The organism is Sphingobium xanthum (assembly GCF_019737615.1).
Classification (GTDB): Bacteria; Pseudomonadota; Alphaproteobacteria; order Sphingomonadales; family Sphingomonadaceae; genus Sphingobium; species Sphingobium xanthum.
On sequence record NZ_JAHKKS010000008.1, the window covers coordinates 147,610 to 166,378 of the forward strand.

The 18,769-nt window shown below is 66.6% G+C and carries 20 protein-coding genes; 10 read left to right on the plus strand and 10 right to left on the minus strand.

Features of this window, described 5'->3' with window-relative positions; translation table 11 throughout:
- Positions 1-8 precede the first annotated feature (8 nt).
- The 4 genes from KM135_RS13935 to KM135_RS13950 all read right to left on the minus strand — a co-directional run bounded on the left by KM135_RS13935 (position 9) and on the right by KM135_RS13950 (position 4,136).
- Positions 9-1,628 (minus strand): glycosyltransferase family 39 protein, encoded by a 1,620-nt coding sequence (locus KM135_RS13935; RefSeq protein WP_221714618.1) that lies wholly within the window; start codon positions 1,626-1,628, stop codon positions 9-11.
- A gap of 111 nt (positions 1,629-1,739) precedes the next feature.
- Positions 1,740-2,858, minus strand: coding sequence for a cell division protein ZapE (gene zapE, locus KM135_RS13940; protein WP_221714619.1), 1,119 nt, complete (start codon positions 2,856-2,858; stop codon positions 1,740-1,742).
- Positions 2,855-3,340 carry a GFA family protein gene (locus tag KM135_RS13945; RefSeq protein ID WP_221714620.1) on the minus strand — a complete coding sequence of 162 codons (486 nt, stop codon included), beginning with the start codon at positions 3,338-3,340 and terminating at the stop codon, positions 2,855-2,857. Before KM135_RS13945 ends, zapE begins: the two co-directional genes overlap by 4 nt.
- Positions 3,341-3,350: 10 nt before the next feature.
- Entirely contained in the window at positions 3,351-4,136 is a 786-nt protein-coding gene (locus KM135_RS13950; RefSeq protein ID WP_221714621.1) for a succinate dehydrogenase iron-sulfur subunit, read from the minus strand.
- Between the two features lie 190 nt (positions 4,137-4,326).
- Between KM135_RS13950 and KM135_RS13955 the strand changes: the two genes are divergently transcribed.
- Positions 4,327-5,166 carry a diacylglycerol/lipid kinase family protein gene (locus tag KM135_RS13955; protein ID WP_221714622.1) on the plus strand — a complete coding sequence of 280 codons (840 nt, stop codon included), beginning with the start codon at positions 4,327-4,329 and terminating at the stop codon, positions 5,164-5,166.
- Positions 5,157-5,882 (plus strand): metallophosphoesterase family protein, encoded by a 726-nt coding sequence (locus tag KM135_RS13960; protein ID WP_221714623.1) that lies wholly within the window; start codon positions 5,157-5,159, stop codon positions 5,880-5,882. Before KM135_RS13955 ends, KM135_RS13960 begins: the two co-directional genes overlap by 10 nt.
- A gap of 392 nt (positions 5,883-6,274) precedes the next feature.
- Here KM135_RS13960 and KM135_RS13965 read toward each other — a convergent pair whose 3' ends face one another.
- Positions 6,275-6,682, minus strand: coding sequence for a hypothetical protein (locus tag KM135_RS13965; RefSeq protein ID WP_221714624.1), 408 nt, complete (start codon positions 6,680-6,682; stop codon positions 6,275-6,277).
- Between the two features lie 145 nt (positions 6,683-6,827).
- On the opposite strand from KM135_RS13965, the gene KM135_RS13970 reads away from it, so the two are divergent.
- Complete coding sequence (locus tag KM135_RS13970; protein WP_221714625.1) at positions 6,828-8,111, plus strand: dipeptidase; 1,284 nt, start codon at positions 6,828-6,830, stop codon at positions 8,109-8,111.
- A 29-nt stretch (positions 8,112-8,140) separates the two neighbouring features.
- The gene (gene pyrE, locus KM135_RS13975) at positions 8,141-8,668 is read left to right on the plus strand and encodes an orotate phosphoribosyltransferase (RefSeq protein WP_221714626.1); all 528 of its coding nucleotides are present in this window, start codon (positions 8,141-8,143) and stop codon (positions 8,666-8,668) included.
- A 6-nt stretch (positions 8,669-8,674) separates the two neighbouring features.
- Here the strand turns inward: pyrE and KM135_RS13980 are convergent, their stop codons facing one another.
- Positions 8,675-9,097: an ExbD/TolR family protein gene (locus KM135_RS13980; RefSeq protein WP_221714627.1), complete on the minus strand. Its 423-nt coding sequence runs from the start codon at positions 9,095-9,097 to the stop codon at positions 8,675-8,677.
- Between the two features lie 645 nt (positions 9,098-9,742).
- Positions 9,743-10,525 (minus strand): histidinol-phosphatase, encoded by a 783-nt coding sequence (gene hisN, locus KM135_RS13985; RefSeq protein ID WP_221714628.1) that lies wholly within the window; start codon positions 10,523-10,525, stop codon positions 9,743-9,745.
- Between the two features lie 94 nt (positions 10,526-10,619).
- Between hisN and KM135_RS13990 the strand changes: the two genes are divergently transcribed.
- From KM135_RS13990 to KM135_RS14000, 3 genes are read left to right on the plus strand one after another with little or no spacing between them, the layout of a single operon-like run.
- Complete coding sequence (locus KM135_RS13990; protein WP_221714629.1) at positions 10,620-10,880, plus strand: hypothetical protein; 261 nt, start codon at positions 10,620-10,622, stop codon at positions 10,878-10,880.
- A 26-nt stretch (positions 10,881-10,906) separates the two neighbouring features.
- Positions 10,907-11,716, plus strand: coding sequence for a bifunctional DNA-formamidopyrimidine glycosylase/DNA-(apurinic or apyrimidinic site) lyase (mutM, locus tag KM135_RS13995; protein WP_221714630.1), 810 nt, complete (start codon positions 10,907-10,909; stop codon positions 11,714-11,716).
- Between the two features lie 28 nt (positions 11,717-11,744).
- On the plus strand, positions 11,745-12,377 hold the full coding sequence (locus KM135_RS14000; protein ID WP_221714631.1) for a Pr6Pr family membrane protein: 633 nt from the start codon (positions 11,745-11,747) through the stop codon (positions 12,375-12,377).
- Between the two features lie 99 nt (positions 12,378-12,476).
- On the opposite strand, the gene KM135_RS14005 is transcribed toward KM135_RS14000, so the two are convergent.
- Together KM135_RS14005 and KM135_RS14010 are read right to left on the minus strand one after the other, a co-directional pair.
- Positions 12,477-12,956, minus strand: a complete 480-nt coding sequence (locus KM135_RS14005; RefSeq protein ID WP_221714632.1) for a GNAT family N-acetyltransferase — start codon at positions 12,954-12,956, stop codon at positions 12,477-12,479.
- 4 nt (positions 12,957-12,960) lie between these two features.
- On the minus strand, positions 12,961-14,739 hold the full coding sequence (locus KM135_RS14010) for an aminopeptidase P family protein (RefSeq protein ID WP_221714633.1): 1,779 nt from the start codon (positions 14,737-14,739) through the stop codon (positions 12,961-12,963).
- Between the two features lie 156 nt (positions 14,740-14,895).
- Between KM135_RS14010 and KM135_RS14015 the strand changes: the two genes are divergently transcribed.
- Entirely contained in the window at positions 14,896-15,372 is a 477-nt protein-coding gene (locus KM135_RS14015; RefSeq protein ID WP_343228197.1) for a PAS domain-containing protein, read from the plus strand.
- A gap of 60 nt (positions 15,373-15,432) precedes the next feature.
- Positions 15,433-17,379: an AsmA family protein gene (locus KM135_RS14020; RefSeq protein WP_221714634.1), complete on the plus strand. Its 1,947-nt coding sequence runs from the start codon at positions 15,433-15,435 to the stop codon at positions 17,377-17,379.
- Between the two features lie 199 nt (positions 17,380-17,578).
- Here KM135_RS14020 and KM135_RS14025 read toward each other — a convergent pair whose 3' ends face one another.
- Positions 17,579-17,971 (minus strand): SseB family protein, encoded by a 393-nt coding sequence (locus KM135_RS14025; protein ID WP_221714635.1) that lies wholly within the window; start codon positions 17,969-17,971, stop codon positions 17,579-17,581.
- A gap of 215 nt (positions 17,972-18,186) precedes the next feature.
- Between KM135_RS14025 and KM135_RS14030 the strand changes: the two genes are divergently transcribed.
- On the plus strand, positions 18,187-18,753 hold the full coding sequence (locus tag KM135_RS14030) for a hypothetical protein (RefSeq protein ID WP_221714636.1): 567 nt from the start codon (positions 18,187-18,189) through the stop codon (positions 18,751-18,753).
- The last annotated feature ends 16 nt before the right edge of the window (positions 18,754-18,769 follow it).

Sequence of the window (18,769 nt, forward strand, 5' to 3'; positions counted from 1 at the left end):
GGAGCCGGTCACTCTTTTCCGTCCGTTGATCTGGGCGCAGGCGGCCTCTGATAGAGCTGCGCGGTGAAGGCATAGTTACCGGGCCTGTAAACAGGCGCTGTCGATTGCCAGCCGCCGAGCGTCAGCGCGGGCATGAGATCGCCGACCGGCGGCGCTGCCGCATCGATCGTGCGCAGTTCGCGATAGCCGAGCAGGTCGATCCGTCCGGCAAGGACGGTCCGGTAGCCGTTCAGCGCCGATAAGGGCGCGTGCGGACTGTCGGCTAGCTTCGTGTCGGGCAGGATGCGGGTGAGCGACTGGCCATCGGGCGCGAGCAGCCATTGCGACACATCGCCCCGGTGCAACCGGTAGAGCGGGAAATAGCCCCAGGGCCAGCCGCTGCCGACATGGACGACGGCGACCGACGGCCCGGCCTCGCGCACCATCGCGTCGAATGATTGCGAAGGCCCATGGATGAACCATTCCGCGCGCTTGAGGAACAGGCCGCAACCGATGACCGCGCCCAGCGCGAAGATTGCCAGCGCCCCCAGCCGCACGGCGCGCCAGAGCTTTCCGGCGGGCGCGAGCGAGCCGTCTGCTGCCAGTGCGATCAGCAGCGCGACCGGCGGCATCATCCAGACATTGTAGCGCGGCGAGAGCGAATTGAAGCCCTTCATCGCGAAGGCGGAGAGGATGGTGACGACGATGCCCGCCGCCAGCACGAGCGCAAGGCTCATCGCCGGATCGTGCCGCGCGCCGATGCCCTTGCGCGCTACCAGCAGAAGCAGCCCGGCCGCGCCCAGCGCGACGAGCAGCCCGACGCCCGCGAAATAGAGCAGCGCCACCCACGGATCGACCAGGATGGCGCCGTTGCTGAGCAATTGCGCGAAGAAGGCGGCGAGGCTGCCGATGCCGGTCTCGGCTGCCTGACTGACGACGCTGAGCGATGCCGCTCCGAAGATGAAGGGCGCGAGGCCCGTCCAGGCGGCGAGGAGGAGGGCATAGCCGATAACGACGCGCAGGGCCGATCGGACGTCCCGCGCGTCCAGAAACACCGCCACGACATAGGCGCTGCTCGCCACCACGCCGAAGAAATGCGTGTAGCCGCTGAGCAGCCCCAGCAGCAGGAACAGCACCAGCCGCCCGGTCCTGCCCGCCACGTCGCCGCGCACGACCATCGCCGCCTGCGCGCAGCTGAGCGCGAAGAAGATCGGATAGGCGCGGATCTCCACGGCCATTTCGATGAGCTTGGGCGAAAGCGCGAGGATCAGCCCGGCAATGAGCGCGACGCGCGTCCCGAGCCGCCGCGCCGCTGTGACGATGAGCAGCACGAGGCCGCCGGCCGTGATCGCGGCATGGTAGAGCCGGAACGCAAGCTCATTGTCGCCCCAGATCCGCCAGCCGATCATGTCGATGAAATAGCTGACCGGCGGCATGCGGTCGGCGGGCACGCCGAACGGGATCTTCAGATCGCCGGTGAGCCAGGCGATCAGCGGCCCGGGCGTCAGCGTCGCGCCCGAAAGCTGCGTCGTCTCGTCGATCCAGACATTCTGCAGGCGCGCGAACAGGATGACGGCGACGGCAAAGATCAGCAGGGCGGGCGCCAGCGCCAGCCATGGTCTGCCTCCATCCGTGTCGCCCCGCGTCACCGAATCCCCCACACGTCGTCCCACTCGTCGATGCCGGGCCAGATCGGTCGATGCGGCCGGAAATATATCAAAGCTATGGCGCGGCCTTATCAGCTCCGCGTCAAGATTGCGTCAAGACGAATGCGCGCCGTGACCAAGTGCCAGATAATCCTCGGATTGCATTTCCATGAGCCGCGAAACCGTGCGTTCGAACTCGAAACTGCCGTCACCTTGCGGATACAGCGCGGCGGGTTGTGCCTCCGCGCCGGCGATGAGCTTGACCTTGTGCTCGTACAGCGCGTCGATCAGCGTCACGAAACGCGCCGCCTCGTTGCGGTTCTCCGGCCCCAGGATCGGGATGCCGACGATGATCACCGTATGGAAGCGCCGCGCGATCGCGAGATAGTCCGCCGCACCGCGCGCTTCGCCACACAGCCGCTTGAACGAGAAGACCGCGACGCCTTTCAGCGATTTGGGGACATGGAGCATCCGCCCGCCGCCCACGACAAGTTCCTCGCTCGGCACGTTCGCGCTGTCCTCGGGCGGATAGTCCGTCAGGCGGAAGAAGATTTCGCGCAGCTTGGCGGTCGTCGCTTCGCCATTGGGCACATGCCATGTGTCCATCCCGCCGAGGCGGTCGAGCCGGTAGTCGGTCGGCCCATTGAGCGGCAGGACATCCAGCCGCTCCTTGAGCAGGCCGATGAACGGCAGGAACAGCTCGCGATTGAGCCCGTCCTTGTAGAGATCGTCCGGCGCGCGATTGGATGTCGCGACCAATGTGACGCCATGCTCGAACAGAGCGGCGAACAGGCGGGACATGATCGCCGCGTCCGCCATATTGTTGACGACCATCTCGTCGAACAGCAGCACTTTGACTTCCGCGGCGATGGCGGCGGCGACCGGCGGGATCGGGTCGCCCGTCTCGCTCTCGCGCGCCACGCGCAGCCGGGCATGCACGTCCAGCATGAATTCGTGGAAATGGATGCGACGCTTGGATGGCCCGTCGAGGCAATCGCGCAGCAGGTCCATCAGCATCGACTTGCCGCGCCCGACGCCGCCCCAGAGATAGACGCCGCGCACCGGCTCGGGCGCTTTGCGGAGCATCCGCCAGAGCACCGATCCTCGCTTGGGCGTCGCTTCCAGCTCCTGCTCGAGCGCCGCCAGCCGCACGGCAGCCGCGCGCTGATCGGGATCGGGCTTGAGTTCGGCGGAGGTGACCAGCTCCTCGTAACGGGAGAGGAGATCGCTCATTGGGTCTTCGGCTGCGCCTCGGCGAGGGGGCGTGTGTGATGCGCGCGCGGACGCATCGCCTCATGCTTGGGGAGCGCCGGGTCGAAATAGTCCCAGGCCGGCGCATCCTTCGCGTAGATCACGCTGTCGGGATAGACCTGGTTCGGATCATCCAGCGATCCGGCCTGGATCATGATGATTTCGCCTGGCAGATCGCCGGAAGTGTAGAGCCGGCCGCCGCAGGTGCCGCAGAAATGCCGCGTCACCTTGCCGCCCGTGTCGCCCTCATTGGTATAGGTCGCGGGCGTGCCGGTCAGCGCGAGCTGGCTCTTGTGGATGCCGATGATCGTGGTGTGGCCGGTGCCGGTCGCCTTCTGGCAATCCTTGCAGGCGCATTGCGAGACGAACAGGCTGGGGCCGCTGAGCTTGTAGCGCATCGCGCCGCACAGGCAGCCACCGTCGAGCACCGTGCCGTCGCTGACCATTTTTGCGCCCCCGCTCATCTCTCGCGGCTCAGAGCGCGCGTTCCACCATCATCTTCTTGGTCTCGGCAATAGCCTTGGCGGGCGAGAGGCCCTTGGGGCACACATTGGCGCAGTTCATGATCGTGTGGCAGCGATAGAGGCGGAAGGGATCTTCCAGCTCGTCGAGGCGCTCGCCGGTATATTCGTCGCGGCTGTCCGCCAGCCAGCGATAGGCTTGCAGCAGGATCGCCGGGCCCAGGAACTTGTCGCTGTTCCACCAGTAGCTCGGGCAGCTCGTCGAGCAGCAGGCGCACAGGATGCACTCGTAGAGGCCGTCGAGCTTCTCGCGGTCCTCGGGCGATTGCAGTCGCTCCTTGCCGCTCGGCGGCGGCGTCACGGTTTGCAGCCAGGGCTTGATCGACGAATATTGCGCATAGAAATGCGTGAAATCGGGGACGAGGTCCTTGATGACGTCCATATGCGGCAGCGGCGTGATCTGGACGGTGCCCTTGCAGTCCTCGATCGCCGTGGTGCAGGCGAGGCCGTTCTTGCCGTTGATGTTCATCGAGCAGCTGCCGCAAATGCCTTCGCGGCAGGAGCGGCGGAAGGTGAGCGATGAGTCCTGCTCGCCCTTCATCTTGATGAGCGCATCGAGCACCATCGGGCCGCAATCGTCGAGATCGATCTCGAAATTGTCGTAGCGCGGATTCTCGCCGCTGTCGGGATCGTAGCGGTAAACCTTGAAATTCTTGACGTTGCTGGCGCCCTCGGGGGCCTTGTGGACCGTGCCCTTCTTGCGCACGACACTGTTGGCGGGGAGGGTGAATTCGGCCATCGCTCAGGTCCCTGGAGAGGCGCGCGGATCCGACGCCGCGTCGCAAATATGCGGGCCTCCTAGCGTGTCGGCCTCTCCGGCTCAAGGGGCAGGGCGGTAGCATGGCTTGACCGGCTCCGTTTGCGGCACCCCTGTATCCTTCTGCGCCTCCTTCTGCGCATCCTTCTGAAGGGTGGCGCGTTGCGGCGGCATGACCAGAAGCCTTCTCATCTACAACGAACGCAGCGGCAGCTATGATCCGGCCCTGATTGCACAGATCGACGCGCTGTTTGCCGATGCCGGCCGGCCGATCGGCCGCAGGCTCGCGCTCGGCGACGAGGAACTGCCCGATGCCGCGTCCGCGCGGGCCGACGAGCTGGACCTCATCGTGACGCTGAGCGGCGACGGATCGATGAGCGCGGTGGCGGATCGGCTGGCGGGCTGGGACGGCACCTTGCTGGTGCTGCCCGGCGGCACGATGAACCTGCTTTCGCGCGCCCTGCATGGTGAGCGCATGCCGCCGCGGATCGTCGAGGCGTATCTGGGAGGCGAAGGCGCCGAGCTCAACGTGCCGATCCTGCGCGCCGGGCCGCTCATCGCCTATACCGGCATGATCCTCGGCCCGACGGCTGCCTGGGGCGACGTGCGCGAGGATCTGCGCAATCTCGACGTCGCGGCGCTCGCCAGCAACGTGCCGCGCGCGCTCTCGGCGACGCTCAACGAGCCGGGCGTCGCACTCGAAGGCCGCGACATCGACTATCCTGCGATCTTCGTCGAGCCGAGCCTTGCCGGCATTCGCGCCTATGGCGTGCTGGCGGGCAGCGCTGGCGAGCTGTTCGGGCATGGCTGGGCCTGGCTTACCGGGGATTTTCGCAATGGTCCGTCGGAATCGCTCGGCACCGCGCCGGTCATGCGTTTCCGCAGTGCAGGGGCGCGGCTCGACATATTGGTCGATGGCGAGAAGGAATCCGCCGCCTCGCCGATCGAGATCAGCGCCGGTCAGTCGGACGTGCTTTTCTATGCGGCGCAGGGTGAGGTCGGATGGCGCTGATCTTCCATGTGAGCGATCTGCATTTCGGCGCGGAAGACAGGGCAGCGCTGGACTGGTTCGCGGGCGAGGTGGAGGCGCACCGGCCCCATGCCGTGGTCGTCACCGGGGATCTCACGATGCGCGCGCGGCGGCGGGAGTTCGCCGCGGCGCGTGCCTGGCTCGCCACCTTGCCGGCCATGGTTTCGGTCGAGGTCGGCAATCATGACCTGCCCTATTTCAATCCCTTTGCGCGCTTCGCCGACCCGTACAAGCGCTTCAAGGGGCTGGAAAAGCAGATCGAGCGCCCGCTCGACCTGCCCGGCGTGGACATCATCCCGCTGCGCACGACCGCGCGCATCCAGTGGCGATTCAACTGGTCCAAGGGGCATCTGACCTCGCGCCGTATCGCGCGGGCCAGCGTCGCGCTGGCCGAGGCGCGCGGCCCGCTGCGGCTCATCGCCTGTCATCACCCGCTCGTCGATCCGGCGACGCGCGGCTCGGCGCGCACCCGTGGCGGCGCACGGGCGCTCTCCGCGCTGGCGCGCGCGGGCGCCGATGCCGTGCTCTCCGGCCATGTGCATGATCCCTATGACGAGACCGTCCTGGTCGAGGGGCGACCGATCCGCCTGATCGGTGCCGGTACCCTGTCCGAGCGCGTCCGCGACAGCCTGCCGAGCTACAACGCCATCTGCGCAGAAGCCGACGGTCTCGCTGTCGATATCCGCTATGCGGCATAGGGCCCAAATCCCCCCATCACGGATGGGGAGGATTTGGGTCTACGTCTCTGTCCTACACACCCCGTTCAATGCCATGACAACTGCACGGCCCGCATCCGGGCCCACCGCTCTTTGAGTTTGTGAAACCATTATAAAACAACGACTTGCTGCATCCGGCAACAAGGCGCCTGCGTCTCACCATGCGCGATATGAGGGAAGTTAGTGAAATTGCCGGTCGAAACCCGCGGAAATGCGCGGTTTTTCCGTTTGCTGGCGCGTCAGGCAAAGGCAATTAGCTGCGAACTTTGCCATCTTCGCGGCCGGAACGCGCTCAGACCGGCATATTTGCGGCCAATTGGCGTCCTGCCCTCTGCGCTCGGCCCGAGTCGAAAACAGGGGCTGCGGCAGGCGGCTCAGTCCGTATGTGCCAGCACCATCGGCGCGCCCAGATCCTGCACGAGGCGCAGTTTGAAGACAGTCATGAGATCGGTGGTCTCGCCGGAATAGCGACTGCGCTCCGCACCGATCTGCGCCGCGCTCCAGTGCGCTACATAGCTGACCCAATGGTCGCCGAGCTCGGCGAGCTCGGCCTGGAGCGTCTCGATCCGGCCCATGAACGGCAAGGCGGCGCTCAGGTCCGGTGCCCCGTTGGCGGTGCTTGCGGCCGTTGGCAGCAGACGTTCCAGGACCGAGGAAAGCTCCGCCATCAGGGTCAGGCAGGCGTCGGCGCTTGCCTGTCCGGGACGCGCCGACGCGATGAGCCGATCCGCGAGCGCATCGACGGCGTCATGGTCCTCGAACAGGCTGACAATATCACGCACCGCGCACCCCCACATACAGAGCCGGACTTACCGCGCGCCACCCAAACAAATCCCTGCCGGAGATGATTAGGGTTCTGGAAAGCATGGCCAGAAAACATCGTCGCGGGGGCTTTCCAGCGCGGTCGAGTTCTGCTCAAATGCTGCTATGCACAAAACCCGCTCCACGCTCGCCTCCGCCCTTTTCGGCGTCCTTCTCGCAACCGCCACGGTCGCTTCGGCGGCCCCGGCCGATCCCAATGATCCGCTGCTGCCGCGCCTCAAGAAAATTCTGAAGGCGACGCCGCTGATCGACGGGCACAACGACTGGCCGGGCGCGCTCGCCAGCGAAGGCAAGGACCAGCGCTGGACGATGGACCTGAACAAACTCGATCCGGTCAAGTACGACACCGACATCGAGCGGCTTAAGCAGGGCATGGTCGGCGGCCAGTTCTGGTCGGTCTATGTGTCGGCCAATCTTTCCCCGCTCGAGCAGGTCAAGAAGACGCTGGAGCAGATCGACATCGTGAAGTCGTTCGTCGCGCGCTACCCGCAGGACTTCCAGCTTGTGCGCACGGCGGCGGAAGTGCGCGCGGCGCACAAGGCGGGCAAGATCGCCTCGCTCATGGGCGCGGAAGGCGGCGGCCAGATCGACGAGAGCTTCTCGGTCCTGCGCGCCTATCACGAACTCGGCGTCGGCTATCTGACGCTTACGCACAGCAAGACGATCAGCTGGGCGGACAGCGCCACCGATGCCCCCAGGCATGACGGCCTCACCAAATTCGGCGTCGAGGTCGTGCGCGAGATGAACCGGCTCGGCATGCTGGTGGACCTCAGCCATGTGAGCGAGGCGACGATGCTGGACGCGATCGCCGCCAGCAAGGCGCCGGTCATTTTCTCGCACTCCAGCGCCCGCGCGCCGGCCGATCATCCGCGCAACGTGCCCGATCTGGTGCTGAAGGAAGTCGCGAAGAACGGCGGCGTCGTCATGGTCAATTTCGCGCCGGGCTTCATTTCCGAGCCGTTGCGGCAATGGAACGCGCAGCAGGCCGCGCAGGCCGCGCTCAACGCCTCGCTCTATCTTGGCCAGCCCGACCGTGCGAAGGCCGCCAACGACGCCTGGCTCCAGGCCAATCCCCAGCCCAAGGTGACGCTCTCCGTCGTCGCCGATCATGTCGATCACATCGCGAAAGTCGCGGGTCATGACTTTGTCGGCCTCGGCGGCGATTATGACGGCCTGCCCTTCCTGCCCGAGGGGATGGACGGCGTGGAGGCCTATCCGCCGCTGCTGCTGGAGCTGATGCGGCGCGGCTGGAGCGACGAGAACATCGCCAAGCTCGCAGGCGGCAACATCCTGCGCGTCATGGCGGCGGCCGAGAAGGTCGCGGCGAGCATGGCGAACGATCCGCCCGCGACGGCGACGGTGCAGGCGCTCGACGGTCCGGCGAAATAGGCGCGCGCCCTACGGTAGCGAGTGAAGCCATGACCGACGCAACGCTCGCCGCCGATCTCGCGGCCATCGCCACCCTGCGCGGCAGCTTCCTGCTGCGCTCCGGCACCATCGCCGACATCTATTTCGACAAATATCGCTTCGAGGGCGATCCAGCGCTGCTCCGCCGCCTTGCCGACGCGATGCTCTCGCTCGTGCCGGGCGAGACGCAGGTCCTGGCCGGGCTGGAGCTGGGCGGCGTACCGATCGCGACCGCCATGTCGCTGGCTTCGGGGGTGCCCGCCGTCTTCGTGCGCAAGCAGGCCAAGGATTATGGCACCTGTCTCGCGGTGGAGGGCGGCGACGTCAGCGGCAAGCGCATGCTGCTCGTCGAGGATGTGATCTCGACCGGCGGCGCGATCGCCGATGCCGTGCCCTTGGTGCGGGCAGCGGGCGCGCAGATCATCGGCGTCGTCTGCGCCATCTGGCGCGGGGAAGGCGAGCCACGCATCGCCGGCGTGCCGGAGCTGCCCGTCTATCCCGCCTTCACCCGCGCCGATCTGGAAGGCGCGGCCGCCTGACCGGCTTTAGAACGCGCTATGATAGGCCGCATTGCCCGGCAGGCCGAGCTTCGTGACGCCCGCCCGCTTGATGGCAGCCAATATGGCATCGACCAGCGCATAGCGCGCCTCGGCATCGGGCTGCAGGTCCAGCGCCGGTTCCACCGCCAGGGCCATGCTCTGGCGCAGCAGCACGCGCAGCTGCGCCTCGCTGACCGCCGCGCCGTTCCAGCGGATGACGTCGCTGCCGTCGATGGTGACGCGGTTGCGCACCGGATCGGGCTGGAGCGTCTTGGGCGGGACCATGGTCGGCAGATCGATCGCAACCTGATGCGTCTGCAGCGGAATGGTCAGGATCAGCATGACGAGGAGCACGAGCAGCACGTCGATCAGCGGCGTCGTGTTGAGATCGGACATCGGGCGGGGCGCATCGAACGCGGTATTGGCCATAGTCGCTCTCCATTTCCATCATGGTATAACATTACATATCGGATAGATATGCGCTCGGCAATGGCTTTCGACGCTTTGCAGGGAACGGCGGAAGGGGATGGGAAGCGCACTTAGCCCTCTCCCGCTTACGGGAGAGGGCGATTGGCGATGTTCCCAATCGCTTGCAGCCAGTCGTCCCCGCCATGCCCACGCACCCCAAGCCTTCCCTTTCCGGCAGCAGATCGAAGAAGGGCCCATCGGAGAAAGCCGCTGTCCTACGCCTTTCGATTCATGTCACGGCACTTGCACCGGGCACACGACCCGCCGCTCTTTGACCTCGTTAAAATCCCGGAAGTTAGCGCTCTCCCCTCGCCCCGAAGCCAATTTCACACGCCGACGGTGTGACCTTCGTGTGACCTTAGACGGCACGGCCATGGGCGATAACGACCATCGTTCGAGCGCCCCGAAATAAAATGTCCATCCGCTGGCCCGGTTTCCCCGGAAATCCCGCTAAATCTCATGCGCGGCAACGCGCGGATCGCATTTGGAGCATGGCGCCCTGGCGCCGGCGGCCCGGGCATTGCCGGACGGGTTGATCGCGGCGGCAGTCCGGGGCCGCACCCCGCCGGCTTGGTTGGCCCGGTCGCAGGACCAGGCGGGGGATGGTCAGCCGTGAGGGTGGTGTGACAGCGCCTCGATGACATCGTCGAGCCGCGCCGGGTCGCCGATCGCGACCACATTGCCGTCGCTCGCATCGGTCAGCGGGTCACCCGCCCAGTCGCACATGCGCCCGCCCGCCCCCTCGACGATGGGGACCAGCGCGGCGAGATCGTGCAGCTTGAGGCCGGCTTCCACAACGATGTCGATATGGCCGTTCGCGACCAGCGCATAGTTGTAGCAGTCGCCGCCCCAGATGGTGTCGCGGCACTGCCCGCCGAGGATGGAAAAATGCTCCGCCGTGTGGCCGGGAAAGAATTGCGGGCCGGTGGTTGCGAGGATCGCCTGATCCAGCGCCCGGCAGGATCGGGTGCGCACTGCCTTGCCGTTGTAGGTCGTCGGCATGCCCATCGCGCCCGCCCAGCGCTCGCCGCTGATCGGCTGGTCGATGATGCCAAGGATCGGCCAGCCATCCTGCATCAGTGCGATCAGCGTGCCGAAGATCGGTCGCCCGGCGATGAAGCTGCGCGTGCCGTCGATCGGATCGAGCACCCATTGCCGGGCCGCTTCGCTGCGCGTCGCGCCATATTCCTCGCCGACGATCCCGTCGCCCGGTCGCTCCTTCTCCAGCAGGTCGCGGATCGCGATCTCGGCGGCGCGGTCCGCCTCGGTCACCGGCGAGGCGTCGTCCTTGTCCTCGATCTCGTATCGCGCGCGGAAGAACGGGCGGATCGCCGCGCCGGCGGCATCGGCAAGGCGCTGGGCAAGCGCGAGATCGTCGGTAAGGGCCATGCCGCCCTGCTAGCGCGGGATGGCGGGGGTGGCCAGTGTTTCCCAAATCATCCACCACCCTAAATCCCGGCCTCGTCAATCCGTCCTCTGGGACATGCGCCTCATCATGTGGCTCTTCACCATCGCCTTCGCGCTCACGGGCCTCAGCCTGTGGGTCGATGGCGGCTTCGTGGGCGCCAGGGATGTCGCGCGCGGCCTTGGCTTCCTCGCGCTCATCTCCTGCCCGTTCCTCTGGGCGCGGCCGACCGGTCTCGTGCCGGATGCGCTCGCCGTCGGCGGCAAGCGGCGTTTCATGCTCGGCCTCGCGCTCATCCTCGCGACGCCCTTGCTCCTCCCCTGGCAACTCTGGCTTTGAGAGCATCGGACGCCTAGATAGGCGCGATGCCCGAGCTTCCCGAAGTAGAGACCACCGTCGCCGGTCTGCGCACCGTGCTGGATGGCGCGCGCCTGACCCTCGTCGAGACCCGCCGCGCCGACATGCGCTTTCCCTTCCCGCCGGACCTGCGCCAGCGTCTTACGGGCGCCACCGTCACCGGCCTTGGCCGCCGCGCCAAATATGGGCTGGTCGAGACCGATCGCGGCGACACGATGATCTTCCATCTCGGCATGTCCGGCCGATGGCGCATCGATCCGGCCGAGATCGGCAAGCATGATCATCTCCTGGTCGAGACGGCGGGCCATCGGCTCGCGTTGCACGATCCGCGCCGTTTCGGCTTCGTCCATCTGGTCGAGAGCGCGGCGCTCTCCGGCTACAGGCATTTCGCTGGGCTCGGCCCGGAGCCGCTCGGCGATGAGCTGACCGTGGACTATCTGGCAAAGGCGCTCGAAAACCGCATTGCGCCAATCAAGGCCATGCTGCTCGATCAGCGCATCATCGCCGGCCTCGGCAACATCTATGTCTGCGAGGCGCTGAACATCGCCGGCGTCGCGCCGACGCGCGAGGCGGGGCGCATCTCGAAGGCGCGGCTGGTGAAGCTGGTCGAGGCGATCAGGGAAGTGCTCCGCGCCGCCATCGCCGCGGGCGGCTCTACCCTGCGCGATTATGCCCGGCCGGATGGCGAGCTCGGCTATTTCGCCAAGGACTGGCGCGTCTACGGGCGCGAGGGAGAGGTCTGCCCGTGCGGCGGGATCGTGCGGCGACGGGTCGATTCCGGCCGCTCGACCTTCTATTGTCCAAGCTGCCAGAAATAGCCGGCCGGACAAGACAGGAGTGCCGCTTATGTCTCTCTCCCCGATCGCGCGCTGTGCGGCGGGACTGGTGGCGCTTGTCGGCATTGCCGGTCTCGCCTTCCAGTTCACCGTGTCGCTGGAGAAGAGCGGCACCGCCCCGGATGCGCTCTGGGCGATGCTGCGTTTCTTCACGATCATCGGCAACGCACTGACGGCCCTGGTGCTGCTTTCTGCGGCGCTCGGCTTACGGCGGATCGCCACGCCCAGCCGCCTCGGCGGCGTCACGCTCGTCATGGGGCTGATCGGCGTCATATACACGACCCTGCTGCGCAACATCGAGCATCTGACCGGCAATGCCCAGATCGCCAATTATCTGCTGCATTATGCCGTGCCGCTGCTGATCGCCTTGTTCTGGCTCGTCTTCGTGCCGAGAGGCGGCCTTACCCGGCTCGATCCGTTGCGCTGGGCGATCCTGCCGCTGCTCTATCTGCCTTATGCGATCGCCCGCGCCGATGCGGATGGCAAATATGCCTATCCGTTCATCAATGTCGCTCAGCTCGGCTGGGGGCAGGTCGCGTTCAACGTCGCGGTGATCGCGCTCGGCTTTCTCATCGTCGGCCTGCTGCTGGTCTGGTTCGACCGGAAAATGGCGCCAACAAACCACACCGTTCGCCCTGAGTAAGGGCTGAGCTTGTCGAAGCCCTGTATCGAAGGGCCGCGCTATCCTTCGATACGCCGCTTCGACTTCGCTCAGCAGCTACTCAGGACGAACGAAGGAAGGTCAAAGCCGCAGCCCCATGAACACTGTGCCTTCGGGCGTCGGCGAATAATAGGGCGCGATCCGAACGAATCCCATGCGCTCGTAAAGCCCGATCGCCCCGTTCATGCTTTCCAGCGTATCGAGCCGCATCTCGGTATAACCTCGCTCCCGCGCCGCCTCCACGATCGCCTCGGCCAGCGCCTTGCCCAGACCCGTCCCGCGCGCCTGGGGCTTGAGGTACAGCCGCTTCATCTCGCAGACGCCCGGTTCGTCCAGTGCCCGCAGCCCCACGCAGCCGATCACTCCGCCGCCCACATCCCGCGCGATCAGCAGCGCACCCTGCGGCGGCGCATATTTGCCCGGCAGCCCGGCCAGCTCCGCCTCGAAGTCCTGATAGCCAAGGTCGATCGGCAGCCAGGCCGCATAATCGGCGAACAGGGCGGCGACGCTGCGCAGATCGTCGTCGGTCTGTGCAGCCTCGATCCGGTGCTTGGGTTTCACCCCGTCAGAGCGGCGCGCAGGCCGCTTCCAGCCAGGCCTTGGCCTCGCCGTCGAGCTGCGGGCCGACGATCTCCAGCGTCCTGGCGTGATAGGCATCGACCCAGTCGCGCTCGGCAGGCGAGAGCAGGCTCGTCTCGATGAGGTTGCGGTCGATCGGCGCATGGCTCAGCGTCTCGAAGCCGAGAAAGGCCTTGTCCTCACCCTCGCCGCGTTCGACCACCAGCACCAGATTCTCGATGCGGATGCCATAGGCGCCGGTCTTGTAATAGCCCGGCTCGTTGGAGAGGATCATGCCCGCCTGCAGCGGCTCGTCGCCGCCGCCGAAGGTCGCGATGCGCTGCGGCCCCTCATGCACCGAGAGGAAGCTGCCGACGCCATGGCCGGTGCCATGCGCATAATCGAGGCCCTCGGCCCAGAGGAACTGGCGCGCGAGAATGTCGAGCTGCCCGCCGCGTGTGCCGACCGGGAATTGCGCGCAGGCGAGCGCGATATGGCCCTTCAGCACCAGCGTGAAGCGATGGCGCATCTCGTCGGTCGGCGTACCCATCGCCATGGTGCGGGTGATGTCGGTCGTACCGTCGCGATATTGCCCGCCCGAATCGACCAGCAGCAGCGTGCCCGTCTCGACCGGGCGGCAGGTCTCCTCGCTCGCCTTGTAATGCACCACCGCGCCATTCGGGCCGGAGCCCGCGATCGTGTCGAAGCTCAGGTCCACGAGCGCGCCGGTCTCCTCGCGGAATTTCTGCAGCCGGTCGGCCACACTGATCTCGGTCTGCCCGCCCTTGGGCCCTTCGATCGAGAGCCAGTGCAGGAACCGGGAGAGCGCCGCGCCGTCGCGGGCCTGCGCGCTCTTGTGGCCGGTGACTTCGGTGGCGTTCTTGATCGCCTTGGGCAGCACGGCCGGGTCGCGCAGCGGCTTGATCGTGGCGCCGGCCTTGTCCAGCGTCTCGAAGATCGCGGCGACGGCCCGCTCCGGGTCGACCGCGACGGTCTTGCCGGCGAGATCGCTGAGCGCCCCGGTGAACTCCGCCCGGTCGCGGATGGTGATCGCATTGCCGAGATGCGCGCGCACGCTCGCGTCCACCTTCTCGGGGTCGACGAACAGCTCCGCCTTCCCGTCGGCATGGAGCAGCGCATAAGCCAGCGCCACCGGCGTGCGCGAGACGTCCGCGCCGCGGATGTTGAACGTCCAGGCGATCGAATCGAGCGCGGTCAGCACCGTCGCGTCGATCCCCTCGGCCCTCATCCAGTCGCCCATCTCGTCGCGCTTCTGCGCGCTGGTCTTGCCGGCGTGGCGCTCCTCATGCGGCACCAGCTTGGCCTTGCTCGGCTCCGGCCGGTCGTCCCACACGGCATCGACCGGATTGCTCTCGACCGGCACGAGAGTCGCGCCCTTCTTGCCGAGCGCGCGCGTCGCTTCCTCGACCCAGCGCTTGGTGTGCAGCCAGGGATCATAGCCGATGCGCGCGCCGCCCACGGCATGATCGCCCAGCCACGCGGCGACACTGGTCTGCGGCACGCCGACATAGTCCCAATGCTTGCCGTCCACCTGATCGCGCACCTGCAGCGTGTAGCGCCCGTCGGTGAAGATCGCCGCTTCCTCCGGCAGCACGACCGCGCTGCCCGCCGATCCCAGAAACCCGGTCAGCCAGGCGAGGCGCTGCGCATAGGCGCCGACATATTCGGAGAGATGCTCGTCGGTGAGCGGAACGACGAAGCCGTCGAGCGACTGGCGCTTGAGCTGCGCGCGCAGGGCCTTGAGGCGATCTTCATGAGTGGACATACAGGGTTCCTGGTCGGAAGAATGTTTTGGTTATCGCCAACATAAGCCTTTTGTCGCAGCACGCTAGCGCCGAGAGATTCAGCGCGGCATGATGGGGCGCTAACCTCGCGGTAAGAGAGCAGTTCTTAAGAATAGAAAAAACGAAGGATCGATTTCGTGGTTGCCGTTTCGCCCCTGCCGCTCACGCACAGCTGGCCGCTTTACGAGGCCACATTGCGCCTTCCCCTCGGCAATCTGGTTGCCGCGCTGGATGATGTGCAGCCGCCGCCATTCTATCCCGATCCCTTCGCGCAGATGGGCATCGGCATCTGGCAATGCGACCTCAAGGATAACAGCCTCAATTGGACGGCGCCGGTCTATGAATTGTTCGGCTTTCCCGAGGGCGAACCGATCGAGCGCCCGCTGGCAGCCTCGCTCTATCTGCCCGATTCGCGCATCGCGATGGAGGAACTGCGCGCCTATGCGATCCGTCACCGCCGTGGTTTCACGCTGGACGCGCAGATTCGCCGGCCCGATGGCGATGTCCGCTGGATGCGCCTCTCCGCCATTCCCGTGATCGAGGGTCGTCAGGTCGTCCGCCTGTGCGGCACCAAGCAGGACGTGACGCAAGAGTATGACGGCCCTGGCGCCTGAACGCCGCCCGACACGACTCGTCCCGAGGAACTCACCGCCGGTCGCTGCGTTTGTCCGGTGATGCAGGCCGAAAACACGACAGAACTGCCTGCGCCGCCCGCGAGCGCGCGATGGCGCAACCCGCGCCCCTGGCGGATCGTCGGCCTCGTCACCCTCGCGCTTCTGCTCCTGATCGTGCTGCTCGCGGCAACCTTCCCGGTCGGCTGGGCACGGGACCGGATCGAACGGCGCATGTCGGACCGGATCGGCGCGCCCGTCACCATCGGCCGCCTCTCCCGAGAACCCGCCTTCTCCTTCACGCCGATCATCGTCGCGCATGATCTGCGGATCGCGCAGCCCGGCTGGGCAGGGAAAGGCGATCTGCTCCGCGTCGCGCAATTGCGCCTGCGCGTGCCCGTCCTGCCGATCCTGCTCGGGCACGGGCTCCGGCCGGACGGGATCGAGGCGCGCGGCCTCGCCGCCAATCTCGTGCGCGATGCACAGGGGCGCTCCAACTGGAGCAGCGATCGTCCGGCGCGCAGCGACACCGGTCGCGGCTTTTCGCAACTCCTCATCCCCGATGGCCGCTTCACCCTGCGCGACGAGAAACGGCATCTCTCGCTCGTTGGCGGCCTGCGCGCGGACGGTCGGGGTGTCGCGCTCGCCGGCAATGGCCGCTTCCACGATGCGCCGGCGCGCCTGACGCTCGCAGGCCCCGCCATCCTCGATCGCGATCGCAAGCAGCCTTATCCCTTCACCCTCGCCATCGCGTCGCCCCTGCTCGATCTGCGCGCCAGCGGCCGCATGATGGGTGCGCTCAACATCCGCGACATGACGCTCGACATGAATGCTCGCGCGCCCTCGCTCAAATATCTGGACGACATCATCCAGGCAGGCCTGTTCGGTACGCAGCCGATCGATCTGCGCGCCAGTGTCCGCCATAGCGGGCGCGACTGGTTCGTCGATCGGCTGGCCGGCCGCATCGGCCGCTCGCCGCTCATCGGTCGCGCCGACATATTGAAGCGCGACGGCCGCACGAAGATCGACGCCACGATCGATTTCGCGGCTTTCGATTTCGACGATCTGGCGGATGCGCAAGGCAAGGCCGAGCAGGCCGCGCTGGAAGCCCGCATCGGCGAGCGCGTCCTTCCCAACACCCGCATCAATCTCTCGAAAGTCGGGCCGACCGATGGCCAGATCCGCTTCACCGCGCGCAAGCTCCTGTTCCGCACGCCCTCGGTCTTTCGTTCGCTCAAGGGAACCGTTCGGCTTGAAGGCAAGGTGCTGACGCTCGATACTATCGAGGCTGGCCTCACCAATGGCCGCATGACCGGGCGTCTCGTGGTGGACCATCGCCAGGGCGCCAGGCCCTTGCTGGATGTGGATCTGCGCTTCAGCGACGGACGGCTTGGGCCGTTGCTGAACGCGCAGGACAAGATCGACGCGCCCTACCGCGCGCGGCTCCGATTGCGTGGCCGGGGCGATACCATCCGCGAGGCGCTTGGCCACGCCGACGGGCGGATCGGCCTCGCCGCCGCCAATGGCTATGTCGTCCGCCTCGCCGCCGCCGTGCTGGCGCAGGACATGGGCAAGACGATCGGCGCGGCGCTTGGCGACGGCGAGAGCCGGGTGCCGCTAGCCTGCGTCGTCGTCGGGTTCGAGGCGCGGCAAGGCCGGCTCACCGCAGCGCCCTTCCTGCTCGATACGTCCGTCGCGCGCAGCCGCGGCACCGGCACGATCGATCTCGCGAGCGAGCGCATCGCGTTGACCATCGGCGGCCAGTCGCGCAAGTCGAGCGGCCTCCCCATGATCGATCCGATCGTGATCGGCGGCACGCTCTCCGCGCCGCAGGTCCAGCTTTCCGGCCTCGGCAGCGGCAAACGGGATGCCGGGACGATCCTCGGCGCCGTCGCAAAGTCGATCGGTGGCGCGCTTGGCCTCAACGAGAAGAAAGGTCCTGCCGTCATCGGCACCGGCCCGATCGATTGCCCTGCGCTAAGCCGTCATGTGCTGGGCGAGGGCGGCTGAGGGTGCAGAGATGATAGTGCCCTCTCCCTCCAGGGAGAAGGCCAAAAACGCTGTCCTACAGCCACCGACCCATGGCATGGCGACTAATCGATTCCCTCGATCAAAAAGCCGCCAAATGCACAAATCTCCCGCGCGAATAAGTGCCGACCCCGTAACCTTCGTAACCTTCGAAAGAAAGTTGCGCGGCTGTGATCCTATTTCACCCGGCGGCGCGGGCCTCGGCCAGCAACTCGGCCGAAAGCTCGCAGCCCATCGTCGGGCCGACGAACAGCATCAGTCCGCGTCCTGGCGCGATGCTGCGCACCAGCCACGCGCCATCCATGTCGAGCGCATAGCGCGCCCGGCCGCTGACTTCGCGGTCGATATGGCTGCTGTCATCGAACGCGACGATCATCGGCGTCCCGAAGCGGCGGCTCTGGAGGGTGAGCGGCGTCATCGCGTCGCCTTCGCTCTGCACGTCCGTCGTCGAGGGCACGCAAATCCGCGCCGTCATCAGTTCGGCCAGCACGTCCCGCTCGGATCCGATGCCGGCCATGGCATCGCGCACCAGCGCTTCGAGGCGGGTCAGTGGCACATAGTTGGTCTCGGTCATCGCCGTCTTTTCGCGCGCTGCGTTCGAAAGCGCAATGTTTGGCAATCGCCAGTCGGTCCTGCGCCCATGCCGCTTCGCCGGTCTATCCGCGCCGGCTTGTGCGCTTCCGGGAAACTTCATAAGATACGAAATATACAGGAAAATGCGGCCTCGATCGGGATCTGGCCGTTTTTGCGCAGAGACGGATGCGAGGGATCGAACGGGAGGAGTGGGACATGAAGGGGGACATTCTCGGCTATAGCGATGTCGATGGCGGCGCGATCACCGGGGAGGACGGCGCACGCTATCGGTTCGGCAAATCCGACTGGCGCGGCGCGGACTCGCCCGTCGCCGGTGGCCGTGTCGATTTCGACATAGCGGACGGGCGCGCGATCGACATCTATCCGCTCGCCGGGACGGGGCAGCCGACGGCGAGCCCGGCCGTGACTCCCGCGCCAGCGCCCGCCGCGCCTGCCGCGGCAGCGCCCGCTTCCGCGACGCCGCTGTGGCGGACGCCCTTGTTCGGCCTCGGCGTGACGGCGGTCATCCTGATCTATGTGTTCCTAATTCCGCCGAGCCTGTTCCATCCGATGGGGGGAAACTTAAAGCCGCTGTTGCTGATCGGCCTGTCGATCGCGGCCATAGTCTGGCGCAACAAGCGCAGCTTTGATCGGACCAACCAATATGGCGTCGAGTCCTTCCGGGGCTTCGGCCACGTCGTCGGGTCGGGCGCGATCGATCTGGTAGCGGGTCTCGGGGCCATCGTGGGCCTGATCGTCGGCGGTTTCGCGCTCATCCTTTGAGCCGGGGCAATTGGTT

Coding starts and splice junctions, on each gene's coding strand:
- zapE (WP_221714619.1), bottom strand. CDS start 2,858: ATGAGCGATCTCCTCTCCCGTTACGAGGAGCTGGTCACCTCCGCCGAA.
- KM135_RS13945 (WP_221714620.1), bottom strand. CDS start 3,340: ATGAGCGGGGGCGCAAAAATGGTCAGCGACGGCACGGTGCTCGACGGT.
- KM135_RS13950 (WP_221714621.1), bottom strand. CDS start 4,136: ATGGCCGAATTCACCCTCCCCGCCAACAGTGTCGTGCGCAAGAAGGGC.
- KM135_RS13955 (WP_221714622.1), top strand. CDS start 4,327: ATGACCAGAAGCCTTCTCATCTACAACGAACGCAGCGGCAGCTATGAT.
- KM135_RS13960 (WP_221714623.1), top strand. CDS start 5,157: ATGGCGCTGATCTTCCATGTGAGCGATCTGCATTTCGGCGCGGAAGAC.
- KM135_RS13970 (WP_221714625.1), top strand. CDS start 6,828: ATGCACAAAACCCGCTCCACGCTCGCCTCCGCCCTTTTCGGCGTCCTT.
- pyrE (WP_221714626.1), top strand. CDS start 8,141: ATGACCGACGCAACGCTCGCCGCCGATCTCGCGGCCATCGCCACCCTG.
- KM135_RS13980 (WP_221714627.1), bottom strand. CDS start 9,097: ATGGCCAATACCGCGTTCGATGCGCCCCGCCCGATGTCCGATCTCAAC.
- hisN (WP_221714628.1), bottom strand. CDS start 10,525: ATGGCCCTTACCGACGATCTCGCGCTTGCCCAGCGCCTTGCCGATGCC.
- KM135_RS13990 (WP_221714629.1), top strand. CDS start 10,620: ATGCGCCTCATCATGTGGCTCTTCACCATCGCCTTCGCGCTCACGGGC.
- mutM (WP_221714630.1), top strand. CDS start 10,907: ATGCCCGAGCTTCCCGAAGTAGAGACCACCGTCGCCGGTCTGCGCACC.
- KM135_RS14000 (WP_221714631.1), top strand. CDS start 11,745: ATGTCTCTCTCCCCGATCGCGCGCTGTGCGGCGGGACTGGTGGCGCTT.
- KM135_RS14010 (WP_221714633.1), bottom strand. CDS start 14,739: ATGTCCACTCATGAAGATCGCCTCAAGGCCCTGCGCGCGCAGCTCAAG.
- KM135_RS14020 (WP_221714634.1), top strand. CDS start 15,433: ATGCAGGCCGAAAACACGACAGAACTGCCTGCGCCGCCCGCGAGCGCG.
- KM135_RS14025 (WP_221714635.1), bottom strand. CDS start 17,971: ATGACCGAGACCAACTATGTGCCACTGACCCGCCTCGAAGCGCTGGTG.
- KM135_RS14030 (WP_221714636.1), top strand. CDS start 18,187: ATGAAGGGGGACATTCTCGGCTATAGCGATGTCGATGGCGGCGCGATC.